The following is a 14,703-nucleotide window of genomic DNA, read 5'->3' as shown; positions in this document are numbered from 1 at the left end:
ACGGGTTTTATCTGATCAACGAAACATATTGGCTGATATAATTTTTATTTTTTCAACCGAAAAATATACTGCTGACCAACGCCATCATAATATTATTACCAGTCCGAAAAAACGGGCTGATAAAATTGTCTAAACAGCCTCGTTCGAGTCTATCAAGAGCGATAGCGTAAAAAAAATGAAATATTGGCCATTGACAGTTGAAACAGTTAGGAAATTTCTTGAATCTAATGCAAGATATTGAAATTTAATAATAAAATAAGGTTCAACTATAGCGTTGGCTCGCGAATCGTTGGAAAACCTTGCTTTGCTCAACATGTGTTGCGTCGCACACAAAAAGCATCGCTCTGATATGTTACGTGAGCTTACAAATTCAGTCGTCCAGCGATGGTTACATCTGGGTTAAGCAAACGAATCGCAGACCCGTTTTGAAGTGCCATCAGGCTGCAAAAATACAGTGCGATTCCATCGAACCTCTGAATGAGACAAGCCAATAAAAAAGGCTCACGCAAATATGCACAAGCCTTCCCTATATTCTGTTTTGCCTTTGGCTGCGCTAACAGCCAAGCCACCTATGGATTAACCGAGTGCGGCAATCCGTTTAGCGAGACGCGAAAATTTGCGCGACGCTGTATTTTTATGAAGGATACCGCGTGCAACGCCGCGGAAGATTTCCGGTTGAGCAGCGCGCAGAGCAGCATTTGCCTGATCCTTATCGCCAGCTTCAATTGCGGTTTCGACATTTTTGACGAATGTACGAATACGACTTACGCGGTTCGTATTGATAATCGTGCGCCGTGTGTTGCGACGGATACGTTTGCGTGCCTGTGGCGTATTAGCCATGAATAATGCCTCTTAATCTGAAGAAATGCGGACGGTGACTATATATTCACCCGTAAAGTCGAAGGCGCTTACCGTGGACGAACAGATTCGTCAATCAGGAAATAGCGTTATTTCTGGCAATGCGCGCAGTAAAAGGTTGATCTGCCTGATTGCGTCATGCGCTTTACTGGTCTGTCACACCCGCAAAACTCCCCCTCGCGGCCATAGACGCGCCATTGTTTGGAAAAATAACCCAGTTCACCATCAGGGCGCGCATAATCGCGCAAGGTCGAACCGCCTGCTTCTATAGCCTCTGCCAAAATGATCTTTATCGCATTGGCCAGCGCATCAAGCCTTTTGCGCCCGATATTGGCGCCTTTGCGCAGTGGTGAAATACCCGCCATGTGCAGCGCTTCGCATACGTAGATATTGCCAAGCCCGGCAACATTTTTCTGATCGAGCAGCAATGCTTTTACAGGGCTGGCCTTACCCTTAAAGCGCTGCGCCAGATGGGCGCCGGTAAAATCATCGCTTAATGGTTCTGGTCCCATGGCCGCGAAGGGCGGATAAGTGTCTAGCGCATCCAGTCTGTGCAGATCGACAAAGCCAAAGCGACGCGGGTCATTCAGCGCCAGATGATGGCCCGATTCGGTAACCAGCACCAGATGATCATGTTTATTATTGTCTTCAGGATTAATCCGCCAACGGCCAGACATGCCCAGATGAAAAATCATCGCATCGCCGCGATCGCTTTCAATCAGGCCATATTTTGCGCGGCGTGACAGGCCGCTGACCCGTGCGCCCGTCATGCGTTGGCGCAAATCATCAGGAAAGGGGCGGCGCATATCGGGTCTGCGCGTTTCAACCGTTACCAAGCGCTGGCCATCCAGCACTTTGGCAAGGCCGCGAACGGTGGTTTCGACTTCAGGAAGTTCAGGCATAGCAAAATCTGCCTTAACAGGCTTTGTTTTGGGCGCAACAATCTCTAGATAGCTGTCATCAGGAACAAACCTATTTACGGGGCGTTCATCAGCGCAGGAGAAGCAGCGATTATGTCCACCCCCGAACAGGCCCTGAATGATGGAGAGGCAAGCTTTGGCTATAAAAATGTCAAAGCGGAAGAAAAAGCGGGCATGGTGGCCGAGCTATTTTCTGGCGTGGCTGACAATTATGACCTGATGAATGATGCCATGTCGGGCGGTATGCACCGTGTGTGGAAAGATCGGTTTGTACGGCGGGTCAAACCGCAGCGCGGTGAAGACATTTTGGATGTGGCGGGCGGCACTGGCGATGTGGCTTTTCGACTGGCCAAATCCGGAGCGCGGGTCACTGTGTCGGATATTAATCAGGAAATGCTGGATGTTGGTATTGAACGTGCGGTTAAGCGCGGTGAGGATTCGCTGGTCTGGTCACAGCAAGATGCAGAAGACCTGAAATTCCCTGATAACAGTTTTGATGCTTACACAATCTCATTCGGTATTCGCAATGTCACGCATATTGACCGAGCATTGGCAGAGGCGCGCCGCGTGCTGCGCTATGGCGGGCGGTTTTATTGCTTGGAATTTTCCACTACGGAGTGGCCCGGCTTTTCAGAGATATATGAGCAATATTCGCACAAGCTGATGCCGAAAATCGGCAAAATGCTGGTTAATGATGAAGAGAGCTATCGTTATCTGGCTGAGTCCATCCGCCGCTTCCCCAAAATGCCGGAATTTGAAGCGCTGATTCAGGATGCTGGCTTTGTGCAAACGCGCGTCGAGCCGATTTTTGGCGGCGCGGTGGCCATCCATAGCGGCTGGAAAATATGACGCGACCAACAACGCATATTTTGCGCCTGCTGAAATGGGGGCGCATTTTGGCGCGCCACGGGGCATTGCGCGGGCTGGAGGCAGAGCCAACCACGCCTGCCCCTGTTAAGCGGCTATGCCGTATTGCGCGCTTTGGCACGATCCAGCCCAAAGAGCCAGATTATGCAGGGGCCTTTCGTGCCATTGGTCCGGCTGCGATTAAGCTGGGCCAGACATTGGCAACGCGCCCGGATATTGTGGGCGAAGAGGCGGCGCAAAACTTGCTGACCCTGCAGGACAAGCTGCCGCCCGTACCATTTGAAGAGATTAAGGCAGAGATTGAAGCGGGGCTGGACGGCCCGATAGAGAAGTTTTTTGCCTCTATCGAACCTGACCCCGTGGGCGCCGCCTCGATTGCGCAGGTGCACCGCGCTGTGACGGTGGAAGGGCGCGATGTGGCGATTAAAGTGCTGCGCCCTGGCATTAAAAAGAAATTTGCGCGTGATATCGAAACCTATGAATGGGCCGCTGCGCATGTGGAAGCCATGGGCGGGGAGGCAGCGCGGCTGCGTCCCGCGCTGACCATCGCCAATTTCAAGCGTTGGACCAATAGAGAGCTGGACCTGCGGCGTGAGGCGGCCAGCGCATCGGAGCTGGCAGAGGCGATGAAGTCCGAGCCGGATTACCATATTCCAGAAATTGATTGGGACCGCACCAGCGGCTCAATCATGACGCTGGAATGGGTGGATGGCATCAAGATTTCACAGCTGGATGAGCTAAAGGCTGCGGGGCACGATATGCCGCATCTGGCAAACCGGCTGGTGCTGACCTTTTTGAAACAGGCTATCGCGGCTGGTTTCTTCCATGCCGATATGCACCAGGGCAATTTGTTTGTGCGCGCAGATGGCACGATTGTGGCCATTGATTTTGGCATTATGGGGCGGATTAACCGTCAGGCCCGGCTATGGCTGGCAGAGATATTATATGGCCTGACCACTGGAAATTATAAACGGGTGGCAGAAATCCATTTTGAGGCCAAATATGTGCCATCTTATCACAATGTCGATGAGTTCGCGACCGCATTACGCGCCGTAGGTGAACCGATGCGCGGTAAACCGGTACATGAATTATCGGTTGGCCAGATGCTCGATGGCCTGTTTGCCATCACCCGTGATTTTGACATGAAGACACAGCCGCATCTGTTGCTATTGCAAAAAACCATGGTGATGGTGGAGGGGGTTGCCACCGCACTTAACCCTGAGATTAACATGTGGGATACCTCTGCGCCCTATGTGCGCCGCTGGATCCGTGAGGAATTGGGCCCGGAATCGGCCATTGCGGACAGCATTAATGAGAATATGGCAACGCTTAAACGCTTGCCCGATCTGGTGCGGCGCATAGAGGAGAAATTCCCCACCAAAGGCGGTGCACCCGAACCACCGCCCCTGCCCGAAATCCCGCTTATCTGGGAGAAAAAGGCCCATCAAGGCAATAGCGGTTTCTGGCGCTATGCCTTTACCGCGCTGATAGCAGGCGGCGCAGGTGCGGCGGCTATGTGGATGTGGGGATAGACTCTGACGTATTGCGGGGTAAAAGTGTTCATGACCAATCCCAAACACATCCTACTTATCATTGGCGGCGGTATTGCGGCTTATAAATCTTGTGAGCTGATCCGTTTGATCCGCAAGGCGGGGATGAGTGTGCGCTGTGTGCTGACCGATGGCGGCGCGCAATTTATTACGCCTATGACATTGGCTGCGCTGAGCGAAAATGAAGTGTTCACCACCTTATGGGATTTGAAAAACGAAACCGAAATGGGGCATATCCAGCTCAGCCGCGAGGCCGATTTGATTGTGGTGTGCCCGGCAACGGCCGACCTGATGGCCAAAATGGCGGCGGGGATTTCGGATAGTCTGGCCGCGACCGTTTTGCTGGCCACAGATACGCCGGTCATGGCTGTGCCCGCGATGAATGTGCGTATGTGGCAGCACAAGGCGACACAGCGCAACGTGGCCCAATTGCGCAGCGATGGGGTTACCGTGATTGATCCGGACAGCGGGGCAATGGCATGCGGTGAATTTGGGGAGGGGCGTCTGCCCGAACCCGATGCGATTTTTGCAGCGATTAAAAGCCATTTTGCGCAAAGCCCTGACGCCCAAAATAGTGATCAACTTGCTGGCCAACCCGCCTTTGCCGATGATGCGCATCGCCCTTTATATGGCCGCCATGTTCTGGTCACGGCCGGGCCGACGCATGAGCCGATTGATCCAGTACGCTATATTGCGAACAGGTCATCGGGGCGACAGGGTTTTGCCATTGCGGCGGCGGCGGCTGAGGCTGGTGCGCAGGTCACATTGGTGGCAGGGCCAGTGACGTTGGAGACACCGCAGGGGGTAACGCGCGTCAATGTGGAAACAGCGCGCGAGATGCTGGCCGCAGTTGAACAGGCATTGCCCGCCGATATTGCCATCATGGTAGCAGCAGTTGCTGATTGGCGTGCGGCGGAAACCGCCCAAGTCAAGATTAAGAAAAAGGGCGCTGCGCCCGCGCCGCTGCCTCTGGCGGAGAACCCTGATATATTGGCAGGGCTGGCACAGCATGATGCGCGGCCCGACTTGTTGGTTGGCTTTGCAGCAGAGACCAATGACATATTGGACCATGCAAAAGCCAAACTGGCCCGCAAAGGCTGTGACTGGATTGTCGCCAATGATGTGTCTGGCGACGTGATGGGCGGGGAGCGCAATGCAGTGCATATAGTCAGCGCGCAAGGTGTCGAGAGCCTGCCCGAAGGCCCAAAAGAGTCCGTTGCCCGCACTTTGATAGAGAGGATAGCCGCGCATGTCGCCCGTCATTGATATTCAGATGAAACGTTTGCCGCATGGTGAAGGTCTGCCTTTGCCCTCCTATGAAACAGAGGGCGCAGCGGGCATGGATATTCGTGCAGCAAAGGCGCTGACCATCGCGCCGGGGGAACGCGCATTGGTGCCCACTGGTTTTGCCATGGCCATCCCGCATGGGTATGAGGTGCAGGTCCGGCCACGCTCTGGTCTGGCGCTGAAAAAAGGGATTTCTGTGCCAAACAGCCCAGGTACGATTGATAGCGATTACCGCGGTGAATTGGGGGTCATACTTATCAACCATGGTGCAGATGAATTTGTCATCGCGCATGGTGACCGTATTGCGCAGATTGTGGTGGCACCGGTTCAGCGCGCGCATATGGTGGAAGTAGATGCTCTAGATGATACCAGCAGGGGCGCAGGCGGCTTTGGTTCTACAGGGGTGTAACTTTTGGTGAAAAAGCACCGAATACTTTATGACGCGCATCATCCGGTGGTGAGCCATCGGAATGCGCGGCGAAATTATGACTATAACAGGTCATTGCGGGATGGACTGTTCAGGGATGGGCCATCTGGGCCATAGCCCTAGGGAGATATATCAATGCCAATTTTACCAACACGTAAATTTATCGGCGCTTCGGCTATTGCTGCGGCTATGCTGGTGAGCACGCCTTTTGCTGCAATTGCGGCTGGAGGCGGCGGCGGTGGTGGAGGCGGCGGTGCTGTACCAAGCCAGAGTGCGCCAAGCTATGATCCGGCTGAAGAATATCGCAAAGGCGTGGCGGCGTTGGAAGCCGAAGATTATAAATTGGCAATCAAATCCTTCAGACGTGCCGCAAAAGGTGACCGCCGCAATGCTAATGCGCAATATCTGCTGGGCGTCAGCTATATGCGTGCAGGCGACTTTAAAAAGGCTGCAGGCCCATTGGCAAAAGCAGTGAAGCTCAAGCCTGATATGGTTGCCGCACATCGTGATCTGGCCATTGCCTATGCGAATAGCGGCAAGGGCGATAAGGCACAGCAAGTGCTGGCTGATCTGAATACTATGAAAGCGGATTGCGCTGGAAGTTGTGCCAATGCTGCGGTTTTGGATGAAGCTGTTACTGCTGCCAGCAGTGCCATTAACGGCACAGCGCAAAGCAGCTTTGGCCCCGACAGTGCACGCTTGTTGCAGACTGCAAATGGTGACGCTGCCTATTCGCGCGCCGTGGAACTGATCAATCAGGGCGATTATACTGCAGCTCTGGCAAGTCTGGACAATGCAGCACTCGCATTTGGCCCGCACCCCGATATTTTGACATATCAGGGCTTTGTCAACCGCAAATTGGGCAGATTCAGCATTGCAGAGGGCTATTATAACCGCGCACTTGCCATTGCACCAAATCATCTTGGCGCATGGGAATATTATGGCGAACTGAAAGTTGAACGTGGCGATATGGCCGGCGCGAAGGCGCATTTGGCTAAGTTAGAAAGCCTGTGCTCTTTCGGTTGCTATGAAGCTGATGAACTGCGTCGTTGGATTGATACCGCTGATGTGGCCAGCCTGACAGTGCGGAAAGACCCATCCGCTTAAGATTTGCGCTGAGTATTGCGGGGTTGGCGGCATGTTTGGTTGCGGCCAATTCCGCCTTGCCTTTGCGTTCTATGCAATGGCTAAAAACCGGCGATGCGGATGTCAGCATTGTTGATGCTGTTAATTACACACCCGAGATATGCCTTCCTGCTGCGGCTACTACCCTGACTTTGGAAGGCGAGATTTTGTTCCGCACGCCGCGATTATTGGGTGGGCAGGCGGCCAAAGCTCGTTTGTCTTGCCAAAGCTGCCATATTAACGGAGCAGATAATCCGGCTTTTCACTTCCCCAATGCGTCCAGTGCACCGGGAACGGCCGATGTCTCCAACAGTTTTTTCAGTGCCAAAGGCGGCAATGGCAAATTTGACCCTGTCCCTATTCCGGATCTTTCTGCATCTGGTAAGATTGCAAGAGATAAGCCAGGCGAGTTAGAGGCATTTCTGGCCAATTTGATTGTGACGGAATTTGCAGGCGATACGCCTGACGCTATAGTCGTTGATGCTTTGTCCTCCTATGTCCGCTCTTTGGGGATGTGCGGTGAGAATATGGTTGGCCGCAGGACGGACCTTGCGACTGATCTTATGCTGGTCAAAAATGCCGCATTATTTGCTGATAAGCGCTTGTCCAGTGATGATGTGGCTATCGGCCATATGCTGATAGCTGGCGGCAGGGATATATTGGGCCTGATCTATGAACGCTATGCAGGCGGACAATTCACAGCCGAGCGTCAGCAACTGGTGCGATTAAGCGTAGACTTGCAACAAATAGCACGTACGCCTGACAATAATGCAAGGGCAAGGCTAGTGGAGATTTGGCATGCTCAATTTGAGCAGCTTTCTGCTGCTTTGCAAAAATCACAGAGCAAGTCGTTATACAGCCCTGAGATGTTGCAGAAGCGCATAGACGAATCGCGGTAAGCATTACGAACACCATCTTTGGCTAAAAAAGCGCCAGATATGGCGGCGCTGTTAGCTTTCGTTAACTATATTCTCGTACGCACTGAAGTTACAAATTTTGTTTCCTCAGAAGGTATATGAAATAATGTTATCAATGCCGAATGTTTTCAAAGCGCTACGCACCGGTCGCAAGGCAGGAATCGCTGGGCGCATGGCAATTACGGATGCGATTATAGCTGTAGTTTTGTTGATAGGGTTAGGTGTTGTTTTAACGGCCAATAACAGTAACCAAGCAACCACAGAGAAACAATTGGCCCTTGATGAATTGCAGGACATGGTCGGCAATTTGCGCTTTGTGAGTAAGGATATTGATCGGGAGGCAATGAATCTCAGCAGCTTGTTGGAGGATAATTCCAGCCAAGATGCCCTGAACAAAGGCGCCGCTGCACTCGCTTTCCAATTGAAAACCGCTGAGCAATTTACCGAATATGTGAAAGCCTTTCCGATAGCGCAAAGCCATGACAGTCTTTTGGAGGCTGAAAGTCTGTTTCAATCAATGCACGCGCAATTGACGTATATTGAGGATGAAAACGCTAATTATGATCTCAGCGATGTGGACTCTGACCTAGAGGTCATAATCGCCGGCAATTATCAAGCGGCCATTGCGTTACAAAATCTGGATGCTTTTGTGATGGAAGAAAAACTTCCTTTGGCTGACCAAATCCGCGCAAAATCAGAATGGGTTTCCCAATTTGTGGCGATTAGTATCGGTCTTATCGTGTTTTTCTTTATCGCGCGCTTCGTCATCTTACAACGTATGGTGATCGCACCATCACGCCAATTGGCTCGGGCAACCGAGGAATTTGCACATGGTGATCTGACCAACTCTGTACCGGAAATGCCGGTTGCCGAGCTGCAGACCATTGCAGAAGGCCTAGAGGCATTTCGTCAGACAGCTCAAGAGACACAGGCGCTTCGGGAAAATGTCAAAGAGCAAGAGATCCAGTCACAACTGCGCTCTCGCGAACAGGCTATGATTGAGCAGAATAATAAAGAGCGCCATCGTGAGATGGTGGCACTGGCCAGCAAATTTGAGCAGTCTGTGGCGTCTATAGTCTCTGCAGTGAACACCTCTGCCAAAGATTTGGACAATGCCGCTGAGGCAATGGAGCAGGCAACTATGGTGGCCAAGCTAGAGACAGAAAATGTCCAACGTTCTTCCATTTCATCAGCCGAAAATGTGCAGGATATGGCCTCTGCCGCGATGCAGCTGTCAGAAGAGATTGTTGCCATTGCAGGGCAAGCCGATAATCAGTTAAAGCTCTATAAAGGCGCTGAAAAACTCTCCCAAAAAGGCGATAATGTTGCACAGACAATGTCTGATGAAGCCAACCGTATTGCCGATATTGTGACCTTCATTAAATCGGTTGCATCGCAAACCAACCTGTTGGCGCTGAATGCGACGATTGAGGCAGCCCGGGCCGGGGAAAGCGGACGTGGTTTTGCTGTTGTGGCTAATGAGGTGAAATCACTGGCCGAGCAGACCCGCCAGTCAACCGACAATATTTCTGAACTGGTTGGTAATGTGACATCACAAGCGCTGACAACCTCACAAACCATAGGCTCGGTTAACAAGGCTCTGGATGAAATTCGTCATATTTCGGAAAATATAGCGCGCCACGTCGCAGAGCAGCGCCAAGCTAGCGATGCCATTGCCAGAAGTGCGCATGACGTTGCCGCAGAGACGCTGGGTGTGAAGTCCAGCATGGCCTCTTTGTCTCGGGCTGGTAATGAAGTGGAAACGCTGGCAGGCAATGTTAAGGCGGCATCCAAGGCGCTGCGCAGTCAAGCAGCATCGCTCAATGGTGCGGCAAGCGCCTTTATTGGAGAATTACAGGTATCATAATAGTCAAAATAATCGGCATAATCACTGATTTCCGAACGTTTTAGACTGATTGCCTATAAGTGTTGCACTGCAGCACTTGCCCCTTGGCCATTGCCATTGTATAGCGCCGCCAGAAATTAGCAGCGTGAGCGGTCTTGCGCTGTCCATATCCTTTCAAAACGGCAGTAACACTATGTCCCTTCGCAATATCGCGATTATCGCGCACGTTGACCATGGCAAAACAACCTTGGTCGATCAGCTCTTCCGCCAATCCGGCACTTTTCGGGATAACCAACGCGTTGAAGAACGCGCCATGGACAGCAACGATCTGGAAAAAGAGCGCGGCATTACCATTCTTGCGAAATGTACCAGCGTTGAGCGGGAAGACAAAGACGGTAACCCGGTGCGTATCAATATTGTTGATACACCAGGTCACGCCGATTTTGGCGGCGAGGTAGAGCGTATTCTATCGATGGTGGACGGTGTCATCCTGTTGGTGGATGCGGCTGAAGGCCCTATGCCACAGACAAAATTTGTCACCGGCAAGGCTTTGGCGCTGGGTCTGAAACCCATTGTTGTGGTCAATAAGATTGACCGCCCCGATGGCCGCCCTGCGGAAGTTCTGGACGAATGTTTTGAACTTTTCCTGAACCTTGATGCTAATGATGAGCAGCTGGATTTCCCATCACTTTTTGCTTCGGGCCGCGCTGGCTTTGCCAGTGATGATATGGAAGCGCGTGAGGGTGATTTGGGGCCATTGTTCGATACCATTATCAACCATGTTCCAGAGCCGGATGTTGACCCAGAAGCAGCGTTCAAATTTCTGGTAACATTGCTGGACCGTGATAATTTTGTGGGTCGCATTTTGACGGGCCGTATTGCTTCTGGCCGCTTGAAACTGAACGACCCTATTCGCGCGCTGGATATGGATGGCAAACAGGTCGAAGTGGGCCGCGCCACCAAGATCATGGCGTTTCGTGGGTTGGAGCGTGAGCCGGTTGAGGAAGCCCAGGCAGGGGATATTATCTCGCTCGCTGGTTTGACCGTTGCGACAGTGGCCAACACCATTGCTGCTCCTGAAGTCACAGAGCCGATTGCTGCTCAGCCTATTGATCCACCAACATTGTCTATGCGCTTTGCGGTGAATGATAGTCCTTTTGCAGGCAAAGAGGGTGATAAGGTCACCAGCCGCATGATCCGTGATCGCTTGCTGCGCGAGGCAGAATCCAACGTTGCCATTCGCATTACAGAGAGTGACGATAAAGACAGTTTTGATGTTGCTGGACGCGGCGAATTGCAACTGGGCGTGCTGATTGAAACCATGCGCCGTGAAGGCTTTGAGCTGGGCATTAGCCGCCCGCGCGTGCTGTTCCGTGAAGAAGACGGGCAACGTATGGAGCCTTATGAAACCGTTGTTATCGATGTTGATGATGAGCATTCGGGCACGGTTGTTGAGAAGATGCAACTGCGCAAAGCGGAGCTTACCGATATGCGCCCATCAGGCGGCGGTAAGACACGCATTACCTTCTCCGCGCCGTCTCGCGGCCTGATTGGTTATCATGGCGAGTTTCTGTCAGACACTCGCGGCACTGGCCTGATGAACCGTTTGTTTGAGAAATATGGCCCCTATAAAGGCCAGGTATCCGGCCGCCAAAATGGTGTGCTGATTTCAAACGGTACCGGCGAATCAGTGGGCTATGCGCTCAATATGCTGGAAGAGCGCGGCGAGCTGTTCATTGGTTCCAACGTGCCGATTTATGAAGGCATGGTAATTGGTGAGAATGCCAAGCCGGAAGACCTTGAAGTCAACCCGATGAAATCAAAACAGCTCACCAACTTCCGTTCTACGGGTAAGGATGATGCCATCCGCTTGACCCCGCCGCGGTTGATGACGCTGGAGCAAGCCATTGCCTATATTGACGATGATGAAATGGTAGAGGTTACGCCCAAGTCCATCCGTCTGCGCAAGCGCTTCCTTGATCCGCATGAGCGCAAAAAGGCGAGCCGCAAGAAAAGCGCTTAATCAAAACGTTTTTCGTTAGCGGTTAACGGCTGGTATTTTTGATGGGTTGTGATTACGCTGCAACGCATGAAGAAAACTCTGCTGTTCGCTGGCCTTTTGGCTTTAACTTCCTGCACCGCGCCGACCTCTGCTGAGGATTTGGTAGCAGCGACTGATGCCAAAGCATGCGATAAAAACCCATTGGCTTTACAAATATTGGGCAGCGGGGGGCCGATAGCTGACGATCATCGCGCGGGTGCCAGCAATCTGGTCTGGTTGGATGGTAAGGCGCGGTTGCTGGTTGATGCAGGTGCAGGCAGTTTTGTGCGTTATGGTGAGGCCGGAGCGCAATTTGCCGATCATGACGCGATTTTGCTGACTCACTTCCATGGGGATCATGTTGGCGGCCTGCCATCATTACTGAATGCAGGGAGTTTTGCGGGTCGTACAGAGCCATTAATGCTGGCTGGTCCGCAAGGCAGTGATGTGTTTCCCTCGCCTGAGGAATTGGCTGAAGCGGCTATCGGGCCTAATGGAATGCTCCGCTATCTGGCGCCTTATTTGAACGGTGCGAGCGATTTCCCAAAGATAACACCGCTAGCAATTTCTACAGATACGGGCAGCATTCAAAATATCCTTGATGGCGATGATCTGAAAGTCAGCGCTGTGCGGGTGCACCATCTTACAGTCCCAGCGCTTGCTTATATCGTTGAAGCTGGCGGCAAGACAATTGTCTTCGCTGGCGATCAGAGCTTTTTGAGTGAAGATTTTGAGACAGCAATGCGCGGGTTAAAGCCCGACCTGCTGGTCATGCACAATGCTATCAGCATGGCTGATGGACAGCCCAGAGGTTTGCACCGCGATGGCCGGTCAATGGGTGAGGTCGCAAAGCTGGCTGGCGCAAAGAAACTGATTCTCACACATCATATGCAACGCGCATTAAATGACATGGATGCTATTATGGCGGCCATAGCTGAAAATTATGATGGCCCTGTAGAGGTTGCAGATGATCTGAGCTGCTTTACTTTATGATCGGTCAAATTTTTTAGAAGTTAAATACTCCTTATAGAATTGCGGCATAGAATATGCGCAGTGGAGGAGATATTTGTGCGTTGGATGTTCTTGCCATTTTATCGCTATGCCGAATTTTCCGGGCGTTCCCGCCGCCGTGAATACTGGCTGTTTCAATTGTTGAACATTGTGGTTCTCATATTGTGCTGCTTACCAGTGATATCGGCCTTGATGGCAAGCGATGAGTATGCGGTTAATGATGCTGACCAAGCACAACTGGCTTTTTTAGAGCAGCCCCAGAGCATTCAGCCAGCATATGGTGATGCATCATTTGGAAAAGCAAATTTTACGCAAGTTCAGCAAAAACGATCCTGTGAACCATTTTGCTCTTCGAACACACCTTCCGATGAGAATGCGCCGGACAGTTTTGTTTTTGATGATCGGGACGGAGCCGATGAGGCTTTTGTTGGTGATAGCCTGACAGCGATAATGATGGCCTCTTCAGGATTTATCGCTCTCATAATCTGGTGGTTGGGCAGCTTTATTCCGCAATTGGCAGTGACCGTCAGGCGACTGCATGACGTTAATATGAGCGGCTGGCTTCTCATCCCCTTTTATATCGGCATGGTCATACCTTTTTTGGGTTTTCTTGTATCTTTAGTGTTTGTTGGCATTTTATGGGTGCCGGGCACAAAAGGCCGTAATCAATATGGCGATGACCCTAAATCTGAGCAGGATTACGATATGGTCTTTGCATAGAGCAGTCAGCCACTTGCACATAATAATCCTGCAATAGCTAAGATTGTGATGATATAGTCTTGCCCAAAACTGCGCAATTTGCTCTAGGAAATTGCGCGATATGTTCGGCTATCAATCGGCAGAGGCAAATATGATATGAGTGAAGACGCACAAACACCAACAGGCGATACGCCCCCTGACCGTTTATCGGTTTTCCCCGGTAGCCCTTTTCATGATGGAGCACTATTGGCGCGTGGCGTTGGGATACGCTTTAAAGGTGAGCGTAGAACCACCGTTGAGGAATATTGCATCTCTGAAGGTTGGATTAAGGTCCAAGCAGGCAAGACATTGGACCGTAAAGGCCGCCCTTTGACAATCACGCTAAAAGGCCCGGTCGAAGCCTGGTTTGAAGATTTGGGCGATGATGCACCCGTTGCAAAACTGGATTAAGTCGCCACGAAGTTAAAATGGTATAGACTTGAATTTAATCGTAAAAATCAATTTTAAATTCCTTTTCGATTGATGATATCGTTTAAAGACATTGATCTTCTGTAACCAATTGGTCGCATGGAGCGAACCATCTGTTAATACAGGAGATCAATACTATGAACAAGATCATATTGGCAATAACTGGCTCACTCGCAACTCTGGCACTGGCACCATCTGCCTCTGCGGCTACGCAAATGGCTGTGGCTCCAACACAGGCATCTGTATTTTCTATCGCGGTTGATACCGGTGCAACGACCATTTCGGACAAAGCAGAACTGCGTGGTCGCCGTGGCTTTAGAGGACGCGGTTTTCGCGGCCGCAGCTTCCGGGGACGCGGCTTTAAGCGTGGCTTCAGGTCACGGGGTTTTAGATCACGTGGGTTCCGTAACCGCGGTTTTCGTGGCAAGAGCTTCCGCCATCGCGGTTTCAGAAAAGGCTTTAAAGGCAATTTCCACCATCATGGTTTCCGAAGCGGCTTTAATAATGGCTTCCACCATAGAGATTTTCACCATGATGATTTTCACGACAAGAGATTTCAACACGGCGTGAATGTGAAAGGGAATTTCAAACATAAAGGGTTTTAATCCTAGCGTTTGAAAATTGCAGTTAATGATTATCGCCGCAGCCATATATGGTTTGCAGCGATAGTTGTGTCTGGCTACCTGT

At 51.4% G+C, this 14,703-nt stretch carries 14 protein-coding genes; 12 read left to right on the top strand and 2 right to left on the bottom strand.

Annotation, left to right across the window (positions count from 1 at the left end; all coding sequences use genetic code 11):
• Positions 1-576: 576 nt before the first annotated feature.
• Both rpsT and mutM read right to left on the bottom strand, forming a co-directional pair.
• Positions 577-840, bottom strand: coding sequence for a 30S ribosomal protein S20 (gene rpsT, locus ACR9YC_RS11190; protein WP_438727671.1), 264 nt, complete (start codon positions 838-840; stop codon positions 577-579).
• Positions 841-947: 107 nt separating this feature from the next.
• Entirely contained in the window at positions 948-1,760 is an 813-nt protein-coding gene (mutM, locus tag ACR9YC_RS11185) for a bifunctional DNA-formamidopyrimidine glycosylase/DNA-(apurinic or apyrimidinic site) lyase (RefSeq protein WP_438727669.1), read from the bottom strand.
• Positions 1,761-1,871: 111 nt separating this feature from the next.
• On the opposite strand from mutM, the gene ubiE reads away from it, so the two are divergent.
• The 12 genes from ubiE to ACR9YC_RS11125 all read left to right on the top strand — a co-directional run bounded on the left by ubiE (position 1,872) and on the right by ACR9YC_RS11125 (position 14,621).
• A complete protein-coding gene (gene ubiE, locus ACR9YC_RS11180) occupies positions 1,872-2,627 on the top strand; it encodes a bifunctional demethylmenaquinone methyltransferase/2-methoxy-6-polyprenyl-1,4-benzoquinol methylase UbiE (protein WP_438727667.1) in 756 nt (251 codons plus the stop codon).
• Positions 2,624-4,177: a 2-polyprenylphenol 6-hydroxylase gene (ubiB, locus tag ACR9YC_RS11175; RefSeq protein WP_438727665.1), complete on the top strand. Its 1,554-nt coding sequence runs from the start codon at positions 2,624-2,626 to the stop codon at positions 4,175-4,177. Before ubiE ends, ubiB begins: the two co-directional genes overlap by 4 nt.
• A 30-nt stretch (positions 4,178-4,207) precedes the next feature.
• A complete protein-coding gene (coaBC, locus tag ACR9YC_RS11170; protein ID WP_438727663.1) occupies positions 4,208-5,461 on the top strand; it encodes a bifunctional phosphopantothenoylcysteine decarboxylase/phosphopantothenate--cysteine ligase CoaBC in 1,254 nt (417 codons plus the stop codon).
• Entirely contained in the window at positions 5,445-5,891 is a 447-nt protein-coding gene (gene dut / locus ACR9YC_RS11165; RefSeq protein ID WP_438727661.1) for a dUTP diphosphatase, read from the top strand. Before coaBC ends, dut begins: the two co-directional genes overlap by 17 nt.
• 153 nt (positions 5,892-6,044) lie before the next feature.
• Positions 6,045-7,016: a tetratricopeptide repeat protein gene (locus tag ACR9YC_RS11160; RefSeq protein ID WP_438727659.1), complete on the top strand. Its 972-nt coding sequence runs from the start codon at positions 6,045-6,047 to the stop codon at positions 7,014-7,016.
• A gap of 35 nt (positions 7,017-7,051) precedes the next feature.
• Positions 7,052-7,933, top strand: coding sequence for a hypothetical protein (locus ACR9YC_RS11155; protein WP_438727657.1), 882 nt, complete (start codon positions 7,052-7,054; stop codon positions 7,931-7,933).
• Between the two features lie 190 nt (positions 7,934-8,123).
• Positions 8,124-9,818 carry a methyl-accepting chemotaxis protein gene (locus ACR9YC_RS11150; RefSeq protein WP_438727654.1) on the top strand — a complete coding sequence of 565 codons (1,695 nt, stop codon included), beginning with the start codon at positions 8,124-8,126 and terminating at the stop codon, positions 9,816-9,818.
• Positions 9,819-9,990: 172 nt separating this feature from the next.
• Entirely contained in the window at positions 9,991-11,820 is a 1,830-nt protein-coding gene (gene typA, locus ACR9YC_RS11145; RefSeq protein WP_438727651.1) for a translational GTPase TypA, read from the top strand.
• 66 nt (positions 11,821-11,886) lie between these two features.
• Positions 11,887-12,831 (top strand): MBL fold metallo-hydrolase, encoded by a 945-nt coding sequence (locus tag ACR9YC_RS11140; RefSeq protein ID WP_438727649.1) that lies wholly within the window; start codon positions 11,887-11,889, stop codon positions 12,829-12,831.
• Positions 12,832-12,915: 84 nt separating this feature from the next.
• Positions 12,916-13,569, top strand: coding sequence for a DUF805 domain-containing protein (locus ACR9YC_RS11135; protein ID WP_438731780.1), 654 nt, complete (start codon positions 12,916-12,918; stop codon positions 13,567-13,569).
• 135 nt (positions 13,570-13,704) lie between these two features.
• On the top strand, positions 13,705-13,998 hold the full coding sequence (locus ACR9YC_RS11130) for a DUF3297 family protein (protein ID WP_438727647.1): 294 nt from the start codon (positions 13,705-13,707) through the stop codon (positions 13,996-13,998).
• Positions 13,999-14,153: 155 nt separating this feature from the next.
• Positions 14,154-14,621: a hypothetical protein gene (locus ACR9YC_RS11125; protein ID WP_438727644.1), complete on the top strand. Its 468-nt coding sequence runs from the start codon at positions 14,154-14,156 to the stop codon at positions 14,619-14,621.
• Positions 14,622-14,703: the final 82 nt, after the last annotated feature.

The organism is Parasphingorhabdus sp. DH2-15 (genome assembly GCF_051668705.1).
Lineage (GTDB): Bacteria > Pseudomonadota > Alphaproteobacteria > Sphingomonadales > Sphingomonadaceae > Alterisphingorhabdus.
Note: the sequence above shows the minus strand (reverse complement) of the source record. Positions and strands in the feature narration are given on the sequence as shown.